The sequence below is a fragment of the Streptomyces sp. NPDC059201 genome (assembly GCF_042754585.1).
In the GTDB taxonomy this organism is placed as follows: Bacteria; Actinomycetota; Actinomycetes; order Streptomycetales; family Streptomycetaceae; genus Streptomyces.
Genome location: NZ_JBHZBB010000009.1, coordinates 311876 through 332239, shown reverse-complemented (window position 1 = coordinate 332239; position 20364 = coordinate 311876). Strand labels below are relative to the sequence as shown.

The 20364-nt window shown below is 75.0% G+C and carries 19 protein-coding genes; 4 read left to right on the top strand and 15 right to left on the bottom strand.

Going from position 1 to position 20364, the window contains the following annotated elements:
* Positions 1 to 7: 7 nt before the first annotated feature.
* The 5 genes from ACFXMG_RS27890 to ACFXMG_RS27870 all read right to left on the bottom strand — a co-directional run bounded on the left by ACFXMG_RS27890 (position 8) and on the right by ACFXMG_RS27870 (position 3577).
* The gene (locus ACFXMG_RS27890) at positions 8 to 1018 is read right to left on the bottom strand and encodes a hypothetical protein (protein WP_383817441.1); all 1011 of its coding nucleotides are present in this window, start codon (positions 1016 to 1018) and stop codon (positions 8 to 10) included.
* Positions 1015 to 1839 carry a hypothetical protein gene (locus ACFXMG_RS27885; RefSeq protein WP_383817443.1) on the bottom strand — a complete coding sequence of 275 codons (825 nt, stop codon included), beginning with the start codon at positions 1837 to 1839 and terminating at the stop codon, positions 1015 to 1017. Before ACFXMG_RS27885 ends, ACFXMG_RS27890 begins: the two co-directional genes overlap by 4 nt.
* Positions 1836 to 2555: a peptidase gene (locus tag ACFXMG_RS27880; RefSeq protein WP_383817446.1), complete on the bottom strand. Its 720-nt coding sequence runs from the start codon at positions 2553 to 2555 to the stop codon at positions 1836 to 1838. The genes ACFXMG_RS27885 and ACFXMG_RS27880 overlap by 4 nt, the downstream gene beginning before the upstream one ends.
* 146 nt (positions 2556 to 2701) lie before the next feature.
* Positions 2702 to 3121 (bottom strand): ATP-binding protein, encoded by a 420-nt coding sequence (locus ACFXMG_RS27875; RefSeq protein WP_383817449.1) that lies wholly within the window; start codon positions 3119 to 3121, stop codon positions 2702 to 2704.
* Positions 3122 to 3196: 75 nt separating this feature from the next.
* Positions 3197 to 3577: an STAS domain-containing protein gene (locus tag ACFXMG_RS27870; RefSeq protein WP_383817452.1), complete on the bottom strand. Its 381-nt coding sequence runs from the start codon at positions 3575 to 3577 to the stop codon at positions 3197 to 3199.
* 206 nt (positions 3578 to 3783) lie between these two features.
* Between ACFXMG_RS27870 and ACFXMG_RS27865 the strand changes: the two genes are divergently transcribed.
* From ACFXMG_RS27865 to ACFXMG_RS27855, 3 genes are all read left to right on the top strand, one after another.
* On the top strand, positions 3784 to 4677 hold the full coding sequence (locus tag ACFXMG_RS27865) for an RNA polymerase sigma factor SigF (RefSeq protein ID WP_383817455.1): 894 nt from the start codon (positions 3784 to 3786) through the stop codon (positions 4675 to 4677).
* A gap of 234 nt (positions 4678 to 4911) precedes the next feature.
* Positions 4912 to 6111 carry a DegT/DnrJ/EryC1/StrS family aminotransferase gene (locus ACFXMG_RS27860; RefSeq protein WP_383817458.1) on the top strand — a complete coding sequence of 400 codons (1200 nt, stop codon included), beginning with the start codon at positions 4912 to 4914 and terminating at the stop codon, positions 6109 to 6111.
* Positions 6108 to 8261, top strand: coding sequence for a lipopolysaccharide biosynthesis protein (locus tag ACFXMG_RS27855; RefSeq protein ID WP_383817461.1), 2154 nt, complete (start codon positions 6108 to 6110; stop codon positions 8259 to 8261). Before ACFXMG_RS27860 ends, ACFXMG_RS27855 begins: the two co-directional genes overlap by 4 nt.
* A 14-nt stretch (positions 8262 to 8275) precedes the next feature.
* Here ACFXMG_RS27855 and ACFXMG_RS27850 read toward each other — a convergent pair whose 3' ends face one another.
* The 6 genes from ACFXMG_RS27850 to ACFXMG_RS27825 form a co-directional block, all read right to left on the bottom strand.
* Positions 8276 to 9292, bottom strand: a complete 1017-nt coding sequence (locus ACFXMG_RS27850) for a glycoside hydrolase family 26 protein (protein WP_383817675.1) — start codon at positions 9290 to 9292, stop codon at positions 8276 to 8278.
* Positions 9293 to 9333: 41 nt separating this feature from the next.
* Positions 9334 to 9756: a hypothetical protein gene (locus tag ACFXMG_RS27845; protein ID WP_383817464.1), complete on the bottom strand. Its 423-nt coding sequence runs from the start codon at positions 9754 to 9756 to the stop codon at positions 9334 to 9336.
* On the bottom strand, positions 9753 to 11669 hold the full coding sequence (locus tag ACFXMG_RS27840; protein ID WP_383817466.1) for a hypothetical protein: 1917 nt from the start codon (positions 11667 to 11669) through the stop codon (positions 9753 to 9755). The genes ACFXMG_RS27845 and ACFXMG_RS27840 overlap by 4 nt, the downstream gene beginning before the upstream one ends.
* Positions 11670 to 11813: 144 nt before the next feature.
* Positions 11814 to 12623, bottom strand: coding sequence for a polysaccharide deacetylase family protein (locus ACFXMG_RS27835; protein ID WP_383817468.1), 810 nt, complete (start codon positions 12621 to 12623; stop codon positions 11814 to 11816).
* Positions 12620 to 13954: a glycosyltransferase gene (locus ACFXMG_RS27830; RefSeq protein WP_383817470.1), complete on the bottom strand. Its 1335-nt coding sequence runs from the start codon at positions 13952 to 13954 to the stop codon at positions 12620 to 12622. The genes ACFXMG_RS27835 and ACFXMG_RS27830 overlap by 4 nt, the downstream gene beginning before the upstream one ends.
* A 36-nt stretch (positions 13955 to 13990) precedes the next feature.
* A complete protein-coding gene (locus ACFXMG_RS27825; RefSeq protein WP_383817472.1) occupies positions 13991 to 15082 on the bottom strand; it encodes a GNAT family N-acetyltransferase in 1092 nt (363 codons plus the stop codon).
* A 120-nt stretch (positions 15083 to 15202) separates the two neighbouring features.
* Here ACFXMG_RS27825 and ACFXMG_RS27820 point away from each other — a divergent pair, with 120 nt between their 5' ends.
* Positions 15203 to 15835: a phosphotransferase gene (locus ACFXMG_RS27820; protein WP_383817475.1), complete on the top strand. Its 633-nt coding sequence runs from the start codon at positions 15203 to 15205 to the stop codon at positions 15833 to 15835.
* Between the two features lie 8 nt (positions 15836 to 15843).
* On the opposite strand, the gene ACFXMG_RS27815 is transcribed toward ACFXMG_RS27820, so the two are convergent.
* The 4 genes from ACFXMG_RS27815 to ACFXMG_RS27800 form a co-directional block, all read right to left on the bottom strand.
* Positions 15844 to 16533, bottom strand: coding sequence for a hypothetical protein (locus tag ACFXMG_RS27815; protein WP_383817478.1), 690 nt, complete (start codon positions 16531 to 16533; stop codon positions 15844 to 15846).
* A 108-nt stretch (positions 16534 to 16641) separates the two neighbouring features.
* Positions 16642 to 17811, bottom strand: a complete 1170-nt coding sequence (gene hutI / locus ACFXMG_RS27810; RefSeq protein ID WP_383817480.1) for an imidazolonepropionase — start codon at positions 17809 to 17811, stop codon at positions 16642 to 16644.
* A 31-nt stretch (positions 17812 to 17842) separates the two neighbouring features.
* Positions 17843 to 19183, bottom strand: coding sequence for a formimidoylglutamate deiminase (locus tag ACFXMG_RS27805; RefSeq protein WP_383817483.1), 1341 nt, complete (start codon positions 19181 to 19183; stop codon positions 17843 to 17845).
* Positions 19174 to 20364, bottom strand: coding sequence for an allantoate amidohydrolase (locus ACFXMG_RS27800; RefSeq protein ID WP_383817677.1), 1191 nt, complete (start codon positions 20362 to 20364; stop codon positions 19174 to 19176). Before ACFXMG_RS27800 ends, ACFXMG_RS27805 begins: the two co-directional genes overlap by 10 nt.

Sequence of the window (20364 nt, the reverse complement as noted above, 5' to 3'; positions counted from 1 at the left end):
TGCGTGCTCACGAATGTCCCTTCGTCGTCGGGCTGTTCTCGGACGGTGCGGAGTCGGGGAGGAACCACGGGAGTACCGCGGTCGTCCCGGGGCCGTCCGCGTCCGCCGGTACGGGGACGGGGACGGAGTCGCGGTTCCGGCCGCCGGCCCGGTCGACGAGGACCATGCCGATCCGGAAGAGGGCGGCGGGCACGACCACGGCGAGCAGGGCCCAGAAGAGGACCACGCCCCAGGGGCGGCCCACCTGCCAGGGCCGCTCGGCCAGGACCTTCCCGCCGTAGGAGACGGAGACCCGGTAGTCGCCGTGGGCGCCGGCGGAGAGCTCGACGTCCAGCTCGACCTGGGCCTTCTGGCCGGGCTTGATGGTGCCGCGCCACTGGTGCTCCTCGTCGCGCGGGGCGAGGACGCCGCGGGCGGTGCCGACGAGGAAGACCGGGTCGCGGACGGGCGCCGTGCCGAGGTTCCCGACGGTGAGGACGAGGGTGCGGCCCGGGGGCGCCCCGAACCAGGTCAGCACGCCGCTGGAGCCGTCGAGGCGGGCGGCGGTGAGGACGGCGAGGCGCCCGTCGCCGGAGGCTTCCGGCAGCGGGGCCGTGGGGTGGCCGCCGACCGTGAAGGCGGCGTCGACGACGTCCTGCTGCCCGGTGACGCCCGCGACGTGGACGACGCAGGGGCAGGGCTTGGGCGGGGCGGCGACCGGCAGTTTGACGCTGAAGGCGCCGCGCGGGTCGACGGTGGCCGCCCGGCCGTCGGTGTTGGCGCAGGAGTTGGTGCCGCCGACGACGCCCTTCTCCGGGGTGCCCTGGCCGCAGAGCAGGACCATCAGCAGCGCCCCGGCCTTCCAGCCGGTGCCGCTGACGGTGATCTCGCCGCCCTTGGGCGCCTCGTTCCCCGAGACGGCCACGGCGGGGTCCCCGGCGGCGGGCGCCGCCTGCGCGGGCACGGCCGGGAGCAGGGCGAGGGCGAGGGCCGTGAGCAGCGCGGCCAGGGCCGTACGGGCACGGGCGGCCGGTCTCATGCGGGGGCTCCCTTCGTGCGGGCCCGGCGCCGGCGCCGTACCGCGTGGGCCGTGCCGCCCGCCGCCGCGAGCAGCAGCGCGGAGCCGGCGGCGAGGGCGGGCGCGGAGGCGAAGACGGTGCCGGTGGCGGCGGTGGCGGGGGTGGCCCCGGGCGCGGTGGCGGTGAGCCGGACGGTGACGGAGTCGAGGGCGGGCGGGTCGGGCCAGGGTTCGGTGCGGTCGGCGCGCTCGCCGGGGCGGAGGCTGAGCGGCAGGGCGCGGTCCGGGCGGTCGAGGACGGTGCCGAGGAGTCCTTCGGCGCGGACGGCGAGGCGGGGCCGGTCGAGGACGGTGCTGCCGCGGTTGACCAGCGTGTAGTGGAGGGTGCCGGTGGCGCGGTCGACGCGGGCGTCCTCGACGGTGAGGGCGGCGAGTTCGGGGCCGCTGACCTTCAGCCGCAGGTCGACCGTGGTGCGCCGGTCGCCGGCCGAGGCCCGTACCGTGCCCCGGTGTTCGCCGGGCGGGGTGCCCGCGGCGACGGTGACGGCGAAGGGCACGTCGGCGCGGGTGCGGGCGGGCACGGTGACGGTGCGGGCGGCGAAGGCGACGGCGGCGGGCCCGTCGCCGGTGAGGGTGACGGTGAGCGGCCGGGGGCCGGGGTTGGTGACGGAGAGGGCGTCCTCCAGGACGCTGCCCGCGGGCCCTTCGAGGTAGGCGTACGGCCGTCCGGCGGCGGGCGCGGCGGTCCAGGCGGAGGTGGCCGGGGGCGCGGCCGGGGGCGCGGCGGCGAGCGTGCCGAGGACGGCGCCGGCGGCGAGGAGCGCGTACCGGGTCCTGGTCATGGGCGGGCCGGGCGGGGTCGGCGGGTGAGCCAGAGGAGTCCGCCGACGCCGCCGAGGAGGACGGTGCCGCCGAGGGTGCCGAGGGCGGTGGTGGTGGAGAGGCCGCCGGTCCTGGGGAGTTCGCCGCCGGGCAGACCGTCGGCCTCGTCCTCCTCGGCGGACTCGTCGGCCCCGTCGGACCCGTCGGAGCCCGCGGACTCGGCCGGGGCTTCCGGTTCCTCCTCCGGGAGGCCGGTGACGGTGAGGCTCAGCGACGGCTTCGGCGCGTTCGCGGGGGTGCAGACGGCGGCGTCCATGCCGAGGGCGTGGACGGTGAGCACTCCGGCGGTGAAGGTGACCGTGCCGTTCTTCTTCGGCGTGTAGGTGCCGGTGAGGGTGCCGATCCTGATGGGGGTGAAGGCGGGGACGGCGGCGGTGTTGGGGCTGCCCTTGACCCTGACGGTGCCCTGGTCGTCGCCGCCGAGGACGAGGTCGGCGCGCGGGGTCATGACGCCCTTGGGGAGTTCGACGGGGCTGTCCGAGACGCCCTTGTCGAAGGTCATGGTGATCGCGTAGGCGTCGCCCTTCCTCTCGGCCGTGATGTCCACGGGCGAGACGGCGCTGCGGTCGCCGATCTTGGTGACGCACTCGTACGTGACGTCGACGACCTCGGCGTGGGCGGCGGGCGCGGCGGCGAGGCCGGCCGGGACCCAGACCGCGACGGCGGCCGTGAACACGGCGGCCGTCCTCCTCCGGTTCGGCTTCTTGGACACCCGTGACCCCTCACCGCATTTTCCTGACGCGCCATCAGATTGGGCGTCAAGGTACGCCTGGGGCCGTACGGAGGGAAGAAGAGTGACGGTGAAAGTCCTGCGGGCAAGCGTCAGGCGGGCGAGGCGAGTTCGGCCCAGACCGTCTTGCCGGGGGCGCCCGGCACCCGCTGGATGCCCCAGTCGAGGCAGAGCCGCTGCACGATGAACATGCCGTGCCCGCCGGGGCGTCCGGCCCGGTGCGGGGTGCGGGGCGCGGGCTGGCCCGCGCCCCGGTCGGTGACCTCCAGGCGGACGGCCTTGTCGAGGCGGACCACGCGGAGCCGCTCGGGGCCCTCGGCGTGCAGGCAGGCGTTGGTGACGAGTTCGGAGACGACGAGCAGGACGTCCTCGGCGGCGGCTCTGTGGTCGGCGCCCGCGGCGGGCAGCCAGCCCCACTCGGTCAGGGCCGTACGGGTGAAGTCGCGGGCGAGCGGGACGGTGCCGCTGGTCTCGCCGAGCGCGAGCGTACGGACGTCGGAAGCGTGGTCCATCAGCACTTCACCTCACCGGTCGACGAGTCAGCAGGGGCAGGGGCGGGAAGGGGCGGCGCGGAGGTTCGGCGGACGTCAGCCGGAACGGGGCAGCGCGGTCGCGAGGGTGTCGTGCACGGTGAAGACGGCGTCCGCGCCGGTGATCCGGAAGACCCGGGCCACGGCGGGCCGCATGGCCACCAGATGGACCGCGCCGCCGGCGGCCTCGGCGCGCAGGCGTGCCCCGAGGAGCACGTTGAGACCGGTGGAGTCGCAGAAGCCCAGTCGGGCGCAGTCGACGACGAGGCGGACGCGGCCGGCGTCGAGGGCGGCGTCGAGCGGGGCGCGCAGCAGTTCGGCGGTGTGGTGATCGAGCTCACCCACCGGTACGAGGAGTTCGGCGCCACCGCCGTCCACCACGCTTGCCTCGACCCGCAGCCGCGCGGGCTGCGCGCTGCCGATGTGCTGGCGGTCCATGACGGGGCACCTCCTCGCTCGACTTCGCCGAACCCTACTAGCGGGGCCCCTTCCCGCGCACACAAGCCCACCACATAACCACCCAAAACGGATTATTGCCACTTGCAACGATCGCCGCCGAACAGGTAGGGCTAGTAAGGAACACCCGATCCAGCCGGCTTGGAGGCGCCGCAAACCGCACCCGGACACCAACCAGGAGGAGACTCATGTCACCCCGGCTCGACGCCCCGCGCACCCCCACCGCGCCGTCGACACCAGCCCTTCCCCGTCCTGCCGAACCCACACCCGCGCTGTCCCCGGCGCTCGACGGGCCCCTCGACCGCGTCGCCCCCGCGGACGCCAGGGCCCTCTCCAAGGAGCTCTTCGCCCGGCTCGCCGAGCTGGAGGAGGGCACCCACGAGTACGCGTACGTCCGCAACACCCTCGTCGAGCTCAACCTGGCCCTGGTCCGCTTCGCCGCCGCCCGCTTCGGCACGCGCAGCGAACCGATGGAGGACATCGTCCAGGTCGGCACGATCGGCCTCATCAAGGCCATCGACCGCTTCGAGCTCGCGCGCGGCGTCGAGTTCCCCACCTTCGCGATGCCGACCATCATCGGCGAGATCAAGCGCTTCTTCCGCGACACCTCCTGGTCCGTGCACGTCCCCCGGCGGCTCCAGGAACTCCGGCTCGACCTGGCCCGGGCCGGCGACGCGCTCTCCCAGCGCCTCGACCGCTCGCCCACCGTCGCCGAACTCGCCGCCGAACTCGGCCGCACCGAGGACGAGATCGTCGAGGGCATGGCCGCCAGCAACGCCTACACGGCCGCCTCGCTCGACGCCCAGACCGAGGACGACGACCACGGACAGAGCGAGACGGCCCTCGCCGACCGGCTCGGCTACGAGGACCACGGACTCACCGGCATCGAGTACGTCGCGTCCCTCAAGCCGATGATCGCCTCGCTCCCCGAGCGCGAACGGCTCATCCTCTCCCTCCGCTTCGTCACCGGACTCACCCAGTCGGAGATCGGCGCCGAGCTCGGCATCTCCCAGATGCACGTCTCCCGGCTCCTCTCCCGCACCCTCGCCCGGCTGCGGCGCGGACTCACCCTGGAGGAATGACGCCCCGCTGCGGCGGAACGACGTCCCACCCCGGTGGAATGACGTCCACTCCGGTGGAATGACCTCCACCGGCCCCCGCGAGCCGCCAAGATGGCGACGGAAAGGGCCCGTTCACGGTCTTCGACCCGAACGGGCCCTTCCGCGCGACCGGGGCGGGCTGCCGGACGGACCGTTGTTGACGGGCCGTCCGGAAATGGGCGACATTGAGCCCGTGGATCCAGGGGGGAATCTGTCATGGTTTCTGCGTACGCGGACCTGGAGGCAGGCATGCGTGCGCGGCTCGGGGGCCGGGAGTGCCTCTACGTGCCGTCGTGCCGCTTCGGCCTCTACCTCGCGCTGCGCCGCTGGTGCGCGCCCGGCGGCCGCGTCCTCATGTCCCCGGTCAACGACGACGTGATCTTCTTCGTGGTGCTCGCCGCCGGACTCCGGCCCGTGCAGGCACCGCTCGACCCGCGCGACGGCTCCCTCGACGCGACCGCCGTGCCCGATTCCGTATGGGCCGGACTCTCCGCCGTCCTCACCACCAACCTGTACGGAAACCCCGACCCGGCACCCGCCCTGCGCACCCGCTGCGACCGGCTCGGCATCCCCCTCCTGGAGGACGCCGCCCACGCCATCGGCACCACCGTCGGCGGCCGCCCGGTCGGCGCCTGGGGCGACGCCTCCGTCTTCAGCCTCTCCAAGCACACTGGCGCCAAGACCGGCGGCTTCCTCGCCGTCGCCGACCCCCGGCTGCGCGACGGACTCGCCGCCGAGCGGGACGCGATGCTCCGACCGGCCAGGCTCGCCAAGGAACTCGCCTACGCGCTCCGCCCGTACGCCGAGTCCGCCGCCCGCGGCCTGCGCCTCGCCAGGCCCGCGCACGCCACCCTGCGCGCCCTCCGGCTCCACGAACGGCCCGGGATCCGGATGCCGTTGCGCCCCGACGAGCTCCAGCGGGCCCTCGGCGCCGCCCCCGCCCTCGATCCCTTCCACTCCTGGATACGCGTCGACATGCACGACTACCGGCTCCGCCCCGGCGCCCGCAGGCTGGGCCGCACCCGCCGCAGGCTCGCCGCCCTCGACACCGTCCTCGACGCCCACCGGGCCGGCACCGCACGCCTCCTCGCGAGCGAGTACTCCGCCCAGGGCCTGCCCGCCGACGGCGAGGTCCCGCCGCTCTTCCGGGTGCCGCTCCTCGTCGAGGACCGGGACGCCGCCGTCGCCGCGCTCGCCCGCCGCCGCATCACCGTCGGCTACCTCTACGACCCGCCGCTCGACACCTACGCCGGGGAACGCTTCACCGACCCCTCCCCCGCGCCCGGCCCCGCCGCCTGGTTCGCCCGGCACGCCCTGCCCGTGGACCCGCGCCGCGCCGACGAGGCCCTCGCCGCGCTGCGCGCCTCCGGCGCCCGCCCCGCCGTGCCCTCGCCCGCCCTCGGCGGCGCCCGATGACCGACACCGTACGGGCGCCGGGCGCCGAACCCGACGCCCCCGGCACGCCCGGCACCGGAGCCACCGAGGCCAAGGGCGGCGGCGCGGACTCCCACGGCCAGGACTCCCACGGCCAGGACTCCCACGGCGAGGACTCGCTCTTCCGCAACGCCTACGCCCTCATGCTCTCCACCGGCGTCTCCGCCGCCCTCGGCCTCGGCTTCTGGCTGGTCGCCGCCCGCTACTACACGGAGGAGGCCGTCGGGCAGGGCTCCGCCGCCATCGCCGCCCAGCGGATGCTCGCCTCCATCACGGCGACCACCCTCGCCGGCGCGATCGTCCGCTACGTCCCCCGGGCCGGCCGCGCCACCGGCCCGCTCGTGCTGCGCCTCTACCTCCTCAGCACGGTCGTGGTGGCCGCCGCCTCCGGGATCTTCCTGCTCACCCTGGACTGGTGGGGACCCTCGTACGCCCCCCTCGGCACCCTCTCCGCCGGGATCTTCTTCACCCTCTCCTCGGTCGGCTGGGCGCTGCTCAGCCTCCAGGACGGGGTCCTCACCGGCCTGCGGCAAGCCTTCTGGGTGCCGATCGGCAACGCGGTCTTCTCCGTCGGCAAGCTCGTCCTGCTCGTCGTCCTCGCCGCCGCCCTGCCCGTCCTCGGCGTCTTCGTCTCCTGGGCGGCGGCGATCGCGTTCTCCACGATCCCGCTGGCCTGGCTGGTCTTCCGCCGGCTCATCCCGCGGCAGGCCCGCGCCGACAAGGACCGCGAGCCGCCCACGTACCGCGAGATCGGGCGCTTCGTCGCCGGGGACGCGGTGGGCGCCTGCTTCAGCCTCCTCATGATCAGCCTGCTGCCGGTCATGGTCGCGGTCCGCTTCGACGCCGCGCACAACGCCTTCTTCTACACGGCGTACACCGTCGGCGGCACCATGGAGTTCATGGCCATCAACATGGCCTCCTCCCTCACCGCGCACGCCTCCCACAGCCCCGAGTCGCTCGCCGAGGGCGTCCGGGGCGCGCTGCGCCGGATGGTGCTGCTGCTCGTCCCCGTCGTCCTCGTCCTCGTCCTGTTCGCGCCGCTGATCCTCTCCCCCTTCGGCCAGAGCTACACCGACAACGGCTCCACGGTGCTGCGGCTGCTCGCCGCCGGGGCGCTCCCCCGGGTCGCGGTCGAGCTGTACATCGGGGTGCTGCGCGTCCAGGGCCGTACCGGGATGCTCGCGGCGGTCCAGGGCGGCATGTGCGTCCTGGTGCTGGGCAGCGCGGCGGTGCTGCTCGGCCCGTACGGCATCAGCGGCGCCGGGATGGCGGTGCTCGGCGGCATGACCGTGATGGGCCTGGTGTGCGTGCCGGGGCTGCGGGCGGTGCTCAAGGGGCGGGAGCCGGAGCGGGTGGCCGTGGAGCCGCCGGTGCCCGCGCGGACGCCCGCCGCGAGCGCCGCCGCCGTCGACGACGACTACGGCACCAACTGGGCGCGCCAGTCCGCGTATCTGCGGGGCACGGCGGCGCACGACACGGTGACGCCCGCGTTCGGCATCCCGGTCTACGTGCCGGCGCAGCGCCCCTATCCCGCTCCGCCCCCAGTGCGCCGGGCCCCTGCCCCGCCTCCCCCCGTACCGGACCGCCACGGGCCCGTCCTCTGGGCGCTGCTCGGGGTGGCGGCGGTGGCGTTCTGGCCGCCGCTGGGGTTCGCCGACCCGCTCGACGTGGCCCGGCTCTCCGGTACGGGCCTGCTGGCCGCGCTGCCGATGCCGGCCCTGGCGGCGGGTCTGGTGCTGGTCGCGCTCCAGGGCGCGGCGGTGGGCCGGCGCGTCTTCCGCGGCGGTTACGCCTCGGCCGTGCTGCTGGCCACCTTCCTGGCCCTGCACACCGCGCCCCCGCTGCTCGGCCTGCTCCCGCCGGCCGCCGCGGGCCCGGGCTCGGAGCTGCTGGGCACGGGCCCGGCGACGTGGGTGGCCCCGGTGGTGGCCCAGGCCCTGTGCCTGCTGATCGCCGGAGCGCTGCTGCGGGTCCTGGGCACCAGCGGACGGATCACGGCCGGCGCCCTGTGGGTGCTGGTGTGGGCGGGCTGGGCGGGCCAGCAGTTCCTCGCCACCGCCCCCCTCCCGCCCCTCCTGGGCCTCGCCGGCATCACGATGGCCGCCTACGCGATCCGCGGCCTCCGCGCCTGACCCCCCTTACCCCCTCACCCCCGGGGCAACGGCTGCCGGAAGTAGGGATCCCGCCCCGCCACCCGATACCCCTCCAGCCCCGCCCCCGCGTCGACGGTCAGATCACACCCCGGCCCCGGCACGGCCCGGTTCCAGTGCACATACGCCTTCGCCTCGGGCAGGCTGGGCGCGACCTCGGGAATCCGCGCGTACCAGTCGCGCTGGCGGTCGGGGCGGTCGGGGTCGGGGGCGGTGGCGAACTCGGCGAGCATGACCGGCTTGGTGTCGGTGATGTTCTCGCGGAGCCAGTCGTAGGTGGGGCGCTGGCTGTCCTCGAAGTCCCGCCAGGTGTCGGTGCCGTGGCAGAGGTAGTAGTTGTACTGGTCCATGCCGATCCAGCCGACGTACCGGTCGCCGGGGTAGAGCCGCTTCATCTCGTCGGCCATGCCGAGGTAGCCGGAGACCGTCCACACCCAGACGACGTTGTCGGCGCCGAGCCTCCGGAAGCGGTCGTGGAGGTGCCGGTAGGCGGCGACGTACTCGGCGGGGGTGCCGGCGCCCTCCTTGATCCGGGCGTCGACCTCCTGGTCGAAGGAGAGGAAGACCCGCTTGCCGTAGGACTTCACGCGGCGGATCTGCGGGTCGATGATCTCGGCGTCGTACTGCCCGGAGGCGATGTTCTTCCAGCCGAGCTGCGTCTCGGTCCAGCCGGCGTGGTGGGGTTCCTTCCAGACGGTGGACTCCCAGGCGAGCATCAGCAGCCGGTCGCGGCCGAGTTCGCGTTCGTCGTCGGTGAGGAGGGTCCCGTCGAGCGCGTTGCCCGACATGTCGTGGTACGTGTACACGAGGTCCAGCTTGCGGCCGATCTTCCGCTCGAAGGCGTACACCGGCCGGGTGAGCGAACTGTCCTGGTCGTAGGGGATGTACGCGCCCCACCAGGCGCCGCAGGGGGCGACGAGCCGGGTGTCGGGGACGCAGCGGTCGCCGCCCTCGGCGACGGTGGCCCACACCCCTATCCCGGCGGTCAGCGCGCCGACGGCGGCGAGGGCCACCGCGAGCCGTCCGGCGGGGGTGCCCCGGGTGTGCCGCCCGTTCACCGGCCCCCACCGGGCCCGCGTTCACGGGAGAGGAAGGACTCGGCCCCGTCGCGCTCGACGGCGCCTCTGGTGGCGGCGGGCAGCGGAAGGCCGGGCAGGAAGGCGGCGACCGTGGTGAAGGCGGCGAGCGGGACGAGGAAGGCGGGCACGGAGAAACCTCCGATCAGGAAGAGGAACGTGGCGGTGAGCGCGGCGAGCGCGAGGCTGAGCGGGGCGGCGAGCGCGAACGCCTCCAGGCGGGCGCCGGGGCGCAGCCCGCGCGGCTGCGGGTGGAGCAGGGCGAGGCCGGGTCCGAGGCAGACGAAGAGGAGGACGGGCGGCCAGCGGAGCGCGAAGCCGTCGGGGAGCAGGGTCGCCGCGAGGGCGAGCCAGCCGGAGGCGGCGACGACCGCCCTGACCCGGTTCGGGGGCGTGGTCACGAGGCACCGCCTGAGGTGGTGGTCGACGGGGTGTAGGCGAGGACGATCCCGTACGGGGTCTCCTCGACGGTCTCGAAGAGCGGGGAGCCCTTGAGCCGGTCGCGCAGGAGGGTGAAGCCGCCGGCCGGCAGCAGGCCCTCGCCCGCGGTGTAGATGTCCTGGGTGCGGGTGAGGACGACGTGTGCGGTGACACCGCGCGGGATGCGGTCGGCGAGGTAGCGGGCCGGGTCGGCGAGCATCTTCTCGTTCTCGGTGGGTTCCTGCTCGCAGAACCACCAGTGCTCGACCTCGTCGTAGCGGTGCAGGGCCTGCGGGAAGGAGCCGGAGGTGGCGAGGAGCAGCCCGCCGGCCGGCATCCGGTCGATGGCGCGGGTGACCAGCGCGGACTCGGCGGGCGGGGTGTAGTACATGGCGTCCTTGCCGTAGTAGGCGGGCAGGAAGCCGGCGGTCAGGACGAGGAGGACGGACGGCAGGGCGACGGCGGCGACCCGGCGGCGGACGACGGCGGCGCGGCTGCGGCGGGCGCCTCCGGCGGCGGGCACCAGCGCGGCGGCGGCGAAGAACGCGGCGCCGGGCAGTCCGAAGAGGTAGACGCGGAAGAGCATCTCGCCGCCGTAGTCGTTGACGGCGAAGAGCGGCAGCGGGGCGGCCGAGGCGAGCAGCAGCGGGAGGGCGCCGCGGGTGAGCCGGCGGCGGGCGAGGACGGCGATGCCCGCGAAGAGGACGACGGCGAGGGCCATGGCGATGCCGGCCTGGCCGGCGAGTTCGGGCCCGGGGCCGGTGAGCTGCCCGGTGTATCCGGCGCGGGAGTTCTGGGTGAGCCGGCCGAGGGAGTCCTTGAGGGTGCCCAGGGTCTCCAGGAAGAGCGGGCGTCCCATGGTGAGGTTCCAGGCCAGCATGATCAGGCCGGTGGCGGCGAGCAGGCCGAGGTTGCGGTAGCGGCGGGTGAGGCAGAGGGCGGCCAGGACGACGCAGAGCATGACCGGGGTGAGCTGGTGGACCGCGTTGATCCCCAGGATCAGCGGGGACAGGATCAGCACCCCGACGGCCCGCTGCCGGGTGCTCGTGGACGGCGGCACGGCGGCGGCGGCCGGATCGAGCACGGTCTGGTCGCGCAGCCGCCCGGCGCTCCCGGGGCGGACGAAGTGGCGCAGGACGACGGCGAGCACGGTCAGGTGGAGGACGTACGCGAGGCCCTGCGGGGCGAGGTAGTCCTGGCCGACCCAGTTGGCGAGCTGGAAGATCCAGACGGCGGTCCACACGAGCCGCCAGTCCTCGGTGAAGATGCGGTAGAGGAGCACGAGCACCGGGAGGAGGATCAGACCGAGGACGATGGGCGCCCAGTTGAGGTAGACGGCGGTGGACTCGACGCCGAAGGCGCGGACGAGCGCGGCGTTGAGGGTGAAGAAGCCGGGCCACTGGTCGTAGGCCGACATGTTGCCGGACAGGGCGGCGTGCGGGCGGAGTTCACCGGCGCCGAGGATGGTGTTGACGACGGCGTCGTGCTTGGACGCCCACGGGTAGCGCACCGAGTCGTAGAGCACGGCGGGCGCCGCCTTGAGGGCGACGAGCAGTCCGACGCAGTAGACGAGCGGCCAGCCCGGCGAGGTCCCGGCCCGGCGCAGCGCCACCAGGAACCCGGCGGTGAGCACCGCGAGGGAGACGTAGAAGAGGACCGGCAGCCGGTCCAGGAGCCCGTAGTCCTCCATGGAGCGGAAGTCGACCAGCGGCAGCGAGATCCCCCACAGGCCGAGGCCGAGCACCAGCAGCGCCGGGGGAAGCCAGGTGAGGGCGGGGACGGCGGTGCGCCGCGGGCCCGGCGCGCGGCCCCGCGCGCCGCCGCCGCCCTCCGCGGCGGGGGCGGCGGGCTGCGCCGGTACCGTCCCCTCGCTCGCGGGTGCCGGCTCGCTCACCGGTGCCGGCTCCTGGTGGTGCTGTCGCACGACGCCTTCTCCCCTCACCATCCCCCTGGACGAAGCAAGGGAACGTACTGCGGTTCTGTCCCGGTACACAACTCCCGTCTCACGCACGGGGTTTGTCGATCTTGTCGGTTTTGTTCAGCCCGCGAACTCCGGGCCCTTCGCCAGCGCCCGGGTCCTGCGGTAGAGCCGCCAGCCGAGGGTGGGGAGGGAGTCGGGGTACGGGGCGGAGCGGGCGCCGCGGCCGGTCATCCAGGTCTCCACGTCGGCGGCGGTGTGGTCGCGGCGGACGATGAGGCGCGCGATGCGGAACAGCTCGTCGGACGGGGAGCTGAGGGCGTGCCGGACGGCGACGGCGGAGGCGTATCCGGCGGCCTCGGCGGCGCGCCGCACCGCGCGGCTGTTGTAGCCGTGCGGGTAGGCGAGGTGCCGCACCTCGTGGCCGAGGACGTCCTCCAGCTCCGCCTTGGAGTCCCGCAGTTCGCTGCGGAGCACGCCCGGCCGGAGCGTGTCGAGCTGCGGGTGGCTGACGGTGTGTCCGCCGACCTCCATCCCGTACTCCTCCAGGCGCGGCGCCTGCGCCAGCCTCATCATCGGCGCGGGCGGCAGGAGGCACGGCCGGCCGGGGGTGAGGGCGCCGGTGGTGAGGTACGCGGTGGCGGGCAGCGACCGGGCGGCGAGCGCCTCCGCCGTCGGCCCCACGAGGTCGGCGAAGCCGTCGTCGAAGGTGAGGACGACCGGCCGCGGCGGCAGCGGCGTCCCCGCGGCGAGGTGCCCGACGAGCGCGCCGACGGTCAGCGGAGTGCGGCCGCTGCCGGTGATCACGTCGAGGTGCGCCGCGAACTGCCGGGGCGTGACCGTGAACTCGGCGATCCAGGCGGGCGGGTCGTCCATCACCGGGTGGTAGAGGAGGACCGGGATGCGGGTGGGCACGGGGGCGCCGCTCATCGGGAGGCCCCCTTCAGCCGCGCCTTGAGGTAGCCCACCGGGCCGTACAGCATCCCCCGCCGCTCCAGCCGGGAGAGCGAGGCGGGCCACGGGTGGCTCTGCGTGCCGTGCTCGCCGGGCACGCCGTCGCTCCCGCCGCCCCGTTCGGCGGTCATCGTCCGCGCGTGCGCGAGGCCGCGCGGCAGCCGGGCGAGGAGCGCGGGCAGCAGGGCGGGGCGGCGGACCAGCGTCGCGGTGAGGTACGCGGTGAGCCCGGCGCCGTAGCCGTACGCCTGGTTCCTCAGGTCCTGCCAGGTCTCGCGGTGGTGGTGCCAGACGAGGGCGTCGGGCGTGTAGCGGAGCCGGTGACCGGCGGCGAGGACGGCGACGAAGGCGTACAGGTCGTCACCGCCCCGCGCGGCCGTCCCCGTGCCGGTCGCCGGGTCGAAGCCGCCCGCGCGGCGGAGCGCGGAGGCCCGGAAGGCCATGTTGGCCCCGGAGCCGAAGCTGCCGGCGGTGAACGGGAACAGCGGCTCGTCGGCGGGCGGCCGGGCCGGGTCGTACAGGCGGGGCGCGAACCCCTTGGCGAAGCCGCCGTGGGACTCCAGGAGGATCTGCGCGGGCGTGGAGAGCCGGGCGGGCAGGATGAGCCCGGTGACGCAGCCGAGCCCCGGGTCGGTGGCGAAGGGCGCGGCGAGCGCGCTCAGCCAGCGCGGGTCGGCGATCACGTCGTCGTCGGTGAAGGCGAGGACCTCGCCGCCCGCCGCGGCGACCCCCGCGTTGTGCGCGGCGGCCAGACCCGGCCGGTCCTCCCGCACGTACCGGACCCGGCCCGCGTACTCCTTCGTGACCAGCTCGTACGTGTCGGCGGTGCGGGGCGCGTTGTCGACGACGATCAGCTCGTGGTCCGGGTGGTCCTGGGCGAGCAGCGAGTCGAGCGCGCGGGCGAGGGAGGCGGGGCGCTCCCGGGTGGCGACGACGACGGAGGCGCGGGGCGGGGCGGGGCGGGGGGCTGGGCCCGGTATGGGGAGTGGCGGTATCTGTTCCTCCGCCGCCGCGAGCCGTTCGGCGTCCGCGTGGAAAGTGCCGCTCTCCATCAGCCGCTCCGCCGCGAGGGCGGCCAGCACCCCGGCGGGGTCCTCGCCCTCCGCGTACCGGCCGAGGACGGTGGCGACGGGACGCCCGTCGACCCGGACGAGGGCGTAGACGTCACCAGGCACGACCGCCGGGGCGCCGGGGGCGGGCCGGAGCTCCACGGCGGCGCCGGCCGCGTCGAGCTCCAGCTCGGCGACGGCGATGGAAGCTTCCCGTTCCCGCCGCTGCTGTTCTTCTGTCTGCTGCTGCTGGTTCATCGGTTTCGTTCTTCCCCAAGAGACGTACGCGCGCGGCTAGCGGTCGCCGCGGAGGCGGGCCACCGTGTTCAGGGCCTCGCGGGCGCGGGCCGCCAGGGCCGGACGGCTCCGGACGTAGGCGTGGGCCGCGCGGGCGGGCTCGCGGCGCAGCCAGTGGAGGGCGGTGCGCGGGTCGGGCCGGGTGACGGCGCCCTCGTACACGGTGAGTTCGCCGGTCTTCAGGGAGTCCTTGTACTCGGCCGCGCCCCGCCCGAGGTCGAGCATCCCGATCCCGGCCTCCGCCGCGCCGCCCGCCATCCGCAGATGCAGGACGAGGCCGGGCGAGTACTTGGCGAACTCGGGGTCGTAGGCGGGGAACCAGCAGGACAGCACGGTCGCCGAGCGCAGCCCGAAGTGGGCGGCGATCGGGCGGTCGCCGACGTACAGCACGGACAGGACGCCGGAGCAGCCCGGCGTGCGCTGCTCGTGGAGGCGGCGGACGAGGGCGCTGATCCACTCCTGGGCGAAGCGGTCGCCGCGGCCGGTCCTGCGGTACTGCGCGGACTTCCACTCCATGAGGGTGCGCAGGGCGGCCGGGTCGCGCTCGTCGAAGACGAAGCGGACCTCGCCGCCGGCCTGCCGGGCCAGCTTGCGGTCCTTGGCGAGGGTGGTCTTGAGGAACTTCGGGGACTGGACGCGCAGCAGCGCCTCGTACGCCTCGTATCCCTCGCCGACGTCGATGACGGGCGAGGCGAAGGACTCGTCGGCGGCGCCCTCGAAGACGGGCTGCCCGGTCTCCAGGTTGTCGTACTCCCAGAAGACGAGCCCGCAGGCCCGCAGCAACGCCCGGGCGCCGGGCCGCAGTCCGGGGCGGAAGACGCCGCCCTGGCTGTCGGAGACGCCGAAGCCGATGGCCCTGCCGCGCCCCAGCGGGCCCTTCTCGTACGGGAAGAAGCCGACGGGCTCGCCGTCCTCCCACCAGACCGCGACCCGCGAGCGGGGCCGTACGGCTCCGACGGCGAGGGTGAACTCCGGTTCCATGAAGGGGTTCGCGGGCGCGCCGGACTTGGCCCTCAGTTCCCGCCACGCCTCGATCTCGCGCTCGCCCAGCTCCCCGGGCCGCACGATCCGCACACGCCAAGCACCCACCTAGTGACCCCCCGGTCGTCCCCCGGCCCATCCCCCTGCGCACTGCCAGGACAGGACGGTACCGGCCCGAACCCCTCCCCGGCAGGCATACTCGCCCTTTGGATCACGGAGGGGACGAGGGTGAGCAAGATACGTGTGGGGCAGGGGCGTTCCGCGGACGTGTACGCGCTCGGCGAGGACGGGGCCTGGGTTCTGCGCCGCTACCGCGCCGACCGGGATACCGCCCGGGAGGCGCGTCTGATGAGCCGGCTCGCCGGGGCGGGCTATCCGGTCCCGGCGGTACGGGAGGCGGCCGGGCGCGATCTGGTGCTGGAGCGGCTGCGGGGGCCTTCGCTGCTGGACGCGCTACTGGCCGGGACGTACGCGCCGGAGCCGGCCGGGCGGCTGATCGCCGGGCTCCTCGACCGCCTGCACGCGCTGCCGGGCGGCCTGGTCCATCTGGACCTGCACCCCGGGAACGTGGTGCTGACCGAGGACCGGGGCCCGGTCGTCATCGACTGGAGCACGGCGAGGGAGGGCGCCGACCCGGCTCTGGACCGCGCGATGTCGGCGCTGCTCCTCGCCGAGGTGGCCGTCTCCCCGGCCCCGTACGCCGAGGGTGCCCGGGCCGGTCTGGCCGCCCTCCTGGCGGACTCCCCCGCCCTCCTCCTCCCGGAGGCCCGCCGCCTCCGCGCGGACGACCCGAATCTGACGGACGCGGAGCTCGCCGCGCTCGACGGCGCGGAGGAGCTGGTACGGACGCTGGCGGGGTGAGGGAGGGGTCAGGACATCGTCCTGGACAGGACGAGCTTCCTCCGCACCTTGGTCACGTCCACCTGCGGTGACGCGGGGACCCCGAACGGCGAGGCGGTCACCACGTACCGGTAGGCCGTCACGTCGACGGCCACGTTGCCGTCGCTCCGCCCGAGGCGCAGGTCGATCCGGGCCATGGGCTGCCCGTGGTGCTCCTGCATCCGGTGGATGCGCGCCGACGGGTAGCCGAGCGCGATCAGCTGGGCGCGCAGCTGCCGGTAGTCGGCCGGGCCCTCGGCGAAGGCGCCGGTGATGCGCTGCTGGTGGACGGCTCCGACGCACCGCCCGACCTCGCTCAGCCGCACCTCGCCGACGCTCGCGCCGGGAGCCACGGTCACCTTCTTCACGACCGAGGAGGCCACGGCCGCCCTCTTCGCGGCCGCGGCCCGGGCGGCGGCGGTCCGCGCGCCCGCACCCGACGGCGGGACCGGCAGGCACGATTCGAGGACGTTCCCCGCCCACACCTGGAAGTCCATCTCCGGCCCGGGGTCCTCAGGCACCGGGACCGGATCCAACCCGGTCGCGGTCTTGCCGACGGGCGCGGCCTTGCCGACGGGCGTGGCGGCGCTCGCGGAACCGGTGGCGCAGAGGGTCAGAGCAAGGGCGCTGCCGAGCGTGACGGCCAGGACGGACTTGGTGAGGCGCTGTGTCTTTCGCATACGGGCATCATGCGAGCGGCCGGGTCCCGCCCACATGAGTACCCGTACTCAACGCTCCCTGTGATCGACGGGAGTACGCGCCCCCTGCCGTGACCTGCCGTCAGACCGTCAGACCGTCCGGACGCCCGCGCGCCACACCTCGGCCACCAGGGGCACGCCCGGGCGGTAGGCGAGGTGGACGTGGGAGGGGGCGTCCAGGAGCGTGAGGTCGGCTCGGGCGCCGGCGGACAGGCGGCCGATGTCGGTGCGGCGGAGGGCCGCGGCGCCGCCGGCGGTGGCGGACCAGACGGCCTCGTCGGGGGTCATGCCCATGTCGCGGACGGCGAGGGCGATGCAGAAGGGGACGGAGGAGGTGAAGGAGGAGCCGGGGTTGCAGTCCGTGGAGAGGGCCACGGTGACGCCCGCGTCGAGGAGGCGGCGGGCGTCGGGCCAGGCGGCGCGGGTGGAGAACTCGGCGCCCGGGAGCAGGGTGGCGACCGTGTTCCCGGAGGCCAGCGCGTCGACGTCCGCGTCCGTGAGGTGGGTGCAGTGGTCGGCGCTGGCCGCGTCCAGTTCGACCGCGAGCTGGACGCCGGGGCCGTACGAGAGCTGGTTGGCGTGGATCCTCGGGAGGAGGCCCTTCGCCGCGCCCGCGGTGAGGATCGCGCGGGCCTGGTCGCCGTCGAAGGCGCCCTTCTCGCAGAAGACGTCGATCCAGCGGGCGTACGGGGCGCAGGCGTCGAGCATCTCGCCGGTGACCAGGTCGACGTAGGCCGCCGGGTCGTCGGCGAGATCCGGGGAGACGATGTGCGCGCCGAGGTAGGTCACCTCGTCGGTGTGCTCGGCGGCGATGCGCAGCGCGCGGGCCTCGTCCTCGACCGTCAGGCCGTAGCCGGACTTGGTCTCGAAGGTGGTGGTGCCCTGGCGCAGGGCCTCGCGCAGGAAGCGGGCCACGTTCGCCGAGAGTTCGGCGTCGCTCGCGGCCCGGGTCGCTGCGACCGTGGTGCGGATGCCGCCCGCCTTGTAGGGCTGCCCGGACATGCGGGCGTTGAACTCGGCGGTGCGGTCGCCGGCGAAGACGAGGTGCGAGTGGGAGTCGACGAAGCCGGGGAGGACGGCGCGGCCCTCCGCGTCGACCCGGGCGTCCGCGTCCGGGGCGTGGGCCGCGGGGCCCGCCCAGGCGACCCGGTCGCCGTCCAGGACGAGGGCGGCGTCCTGGATCAGGCCGAGGGGGCCTTCGCCGAGGGCCGGGTCGTTGGTGACCAGGCTGCCGATGTGCGTGATGACCGTGGTCGTCATGGGTGCTCTCCGGTGGGGGGTGGCTGTTCCATCAGTCCCTCAGTGCGGCGATCGCGGCGGCCAGGGAGCCCGCCGCGTCCGGTACGGAGACGTGGGCGCCGTCCCGGACGATCGTGCGGCCGCCGACCACGACGTAGCGGACGTCGGCCGCCGTCGCCGCGAAGACGGCCGTCTCCGGGGCGAGGCGCGGCACCGGGCCGGCCGTGCGGACCGAGTCCAGGGCGATCGTGGTGAAGTCGGCGAGGGCTCCCGGCTCCAGGGCGCCCGCGTCGGCCCAGCCGAGGGCCGCGTGGCCGTCGGCGGAGGCGGCGCGGAGCAGGGCGGCGGCCGTCCAGTGGCCGCGGATGTGGGTGCGCAGGCGCTCGTTCAGCTCCATCGCGCGGGCCTCCTCCAGGAGGTCGATGACGGCGTGGCTGTCGCTTCCGAGGGAGAGCGGGGAGCCGGCCTTCTGGAGGGCGACGGCGGGGCCGATGCCGTCGGCGAGGTCGCGTTCGGTGGTGGGGCACATGCAGGTGCCGGTGGAGGTGGAGCCGATGAGGGCGATGTCGGCGTCCGTCATGTGGGTGTTGTGGACGCCGGTGGTCCGGGGGCCGAGGACGCCGTGCTCGGCGAGGAGCCGGGTGGGGGTGACGCCGTGCGCGGCGTGGCACGCCTCGTTCTCGGCGGTCTGCTCGGAGAGGTGGACGTGGAGGGGCGCCCGGCGCTCCTCGGCCCAGCGGGCGACCGTCGCCAGCTGGTCGGCGGGGACGGCCCGGACGGAGTGGATCGCCGCGCCGACGCGTACGCCGTCCCGGTCCTTCAGGCCCGAGACGCGCTCGGCCCACGCCTCGGCGGTGCCGTCGGAGAAGCGGAGCTGGTGGTGCTCGGGGGCGGCGCCGAAGCCCGCGGAGAGGTAGGCGGTGTCGAGGAGGGTGATCCGGATGCCGGCCTCGCGGGCCGCCGCGACGAGCGCCTCGCCCATGGCGTTGGGGTCGGCGTAGGGGGCGCCGCCGGGGGCGTGGTGGAGGTAGTGGAACTCCCCCACCGCCGTGATGCCGGCCAGCGCCATCTCGGCGTACACGGCCCGCGCGAGCGCGAAGTAGCTGTCCGGGGTGAGCCGCTGGGCGACGGTGTACATGACCTCGCGCCAGGTCCAGAACGTGCCGGAGCCGACCTGGACGGTGCCGCGAAGCGCCCGGTGGAAGGCGTGCGAGTGGGCGTTCGCGAGGCCCGGGATCGTGAAGCCGCGCAGGACGACCGCGCCGGGCGGCGGCGCGTCCACACCCGTCCGCACGGCGGTGATCCGCCCGTCGCTCACCTCCAGGGCGACGCCCGGCTCGGCGTAGCTGCCGAGCCAGGCGTGTTCGAGCCAGTACGTCGTCGTCAGCGGCACGCCAGGTCCTCCAGTACGTCGGCGAGGGCGCGGACCCCGGCCACGCAGTCGTCCTCGCCGGCGGACTCGGCCGGGGAGTGCGAGACGCCGGTGGGGTTCCGTACGAACAGCATGGCGGTCGGGATCGAAGCGGACAAAATACCCGCGTCGTGTCCGGCGCCGGTGCCGAGGACGGGGGTCTTCTCCCCGAGCACGCGGCTCAGCTCGTCCCGCAGCGCGTGTGAGAAGTCGACGACCGGGGTGAAGGACTCGCGGACGACGGCGAGGTCGATGCCGTGCTTCGCCGCGTAGTCGCGGGCAGCGGTCTCGACGCCGGTGACGACCGCGTCCAGGGACTCCTGGTCGGCGGCGCGGGCGTCGAGCCAGCCGCGCACCAGCGAGGGGATGGCGTTGACGCCGTTGGGCTCGACGGAGATCTTGCCGAAGGTGGCGACGGCGCCCGCGAGTTCGGCCTCGCGGCGGGCCGCGAGGACGGTCTCGGCGTACGTCAGCATGGGGTCGCGCCGGTCGACGAGCCGGGTGGTGCCTGCGTGGTTGGCCTCGCCCGCGAAGTCGTAGCGCCAGCGGCCGTGCGGCCAGATGGCGGAGGCGATGCCGACGGCGTCGCCGGAGAGGTCGAGGGCGCGGCCCTGCTCGACGTGGAGCTCGACGAAGGCGCGGACGCGGCCGAGCCGCTCCGGGTCCGGGCCGATCCGCTCGGGGTCGTACCCGGCGGCCTCCATGGCCCGCGGGAGGGAGATCCCGTCGGCGTCGCGGAGCTCGTACGCCTTCTCCTTGGTCAGCTGTCCGGAGGTGAGGCGGGAGCCGACGCAGGCGAGGCCGAAGCGGGCGCCCTCCTCGTCGCCGAAGTTGACGATGGCGAGGGGGCGCTTGAAGGAGACGCCGCGGGCGCGGAGTTCGTCGAGGGCGGCGAAGGCGGAGACGACGCCGAGGGGGCCGTCGAAGGCGCCCCCGTCGGGGACGGAGTCCAGGTGGGAGCCGGTGACGACGGCGTCGCCCGCGGTGGGGTCGCCGAGCCAGGCCCACTGGTTGCCGTTGCGGTCGGTCTCGACGTCCAGGCGGCGGGCCTCGGCCTGCATCCGGAACCAGAGCCGGCAGTCGGCGTCCGCGTCGGTCCAGGCGAAGCGGCGGTAGCCGCCCGAGGCGGCGCTGCGGCCGAGGGGCCGCAGCGACCGCCACAT

What these genes read in the sequence shown, in the direction of transcription:
- ACFXMG_RS27890 (WP_383817441.1), bottom strand. Translation starts at nt 1,018, where the DNA reads ATGAGACCGGCCGCCCGTGCCCGTACGGCCCTGGCCGCGCTGCTCACG.
- ACFXMG_RS27885 (WP_383817443.1), bottom strand. Translation starts at nt 1,839, where the DNA reads ATGACCAGGACCCGGTACGCGCTCCTCGCCGCCGGCGCCGTCCTCGGC.
- ACFXMG_RS27875 (WP_383817449.1), bottom strand. Translation starts at nt 3,121, where the DNA reads ATGGACCACGCTTCCGACGTCCGTACGCTCGCGCTCGGCGAGACCAGC.
- ACFXMG_RS27870 (WP_383817452.1), bottom strand. Translation starts at nt 3,577, where the DNA reads ATGGACCGCCAGCACATCGGCAGCGCGCAGCCCGCGCGGCTGCGGGTC.
- ACFXMG_RS27865 (WP_383817455.1), top strand. Translation starts at nt 3,784, where the DNA reads ATGTCACCCCGGCTCGACGCCCCGCGCACCCCCACCGCGCCGTCGACA.
- ACFXMG_RS27860 (WP_383817458.1), top strand. Translation starts at nt 4,912, where the DNA reads ATGGTTTCTGCGTACGCGGACCTGGAGGCAGGCATGCGTGCGCGGCTC.
- ACFXMG_RS27855 (WP_383817461.1), top strand. Translation starts at nt 6,108, where the DNA reads ATGACCGACACCGTACGGGCGCCGGGCGCCGAACCCGACGCCCCCGGC.
- ACFXMG_RS27835 (WP_383817468.1), bottom strand. Translation starts at nt 12,623, where the DNA reads ATGAGCGGCGCCCCCGTGCCCACCCGCATCCCGGTCCTCCTCTACCAC.
- ACFXMG_RS27830 (WP_383817470.1), bottom strand. Translation starts at nt 13,954, where the DNA reads ATGAACCAGCAGCAGCAGACAGAAGAACAGCAGCGGCGGGAACGGGAA.
- ACFXMG_RS27815 (WP_383817478.1), bottom strand. Translation starts at nt 16,533, where the DNA reads ATGCGAAAGACACAGCGCCTCACCAAGTCCGTCCTGGCCGTCACGCTC.
- hutI (WP_383817480.1), bottom strand. Translation starts at nt 17,811, where the DNA reads ATGACGACCACGGTCATCACGCACATCGGCAGCCTGGTCACCAACGAC.
- ACFXMG_RS27800 (WP_383817677.1), bottom strand. Translation starts at nt 20,364, where the DNA reads ATGTGGCGGTCGCTGCGGCCCCTCGGCCGCAGCGCCGCCTCGGGCGGC.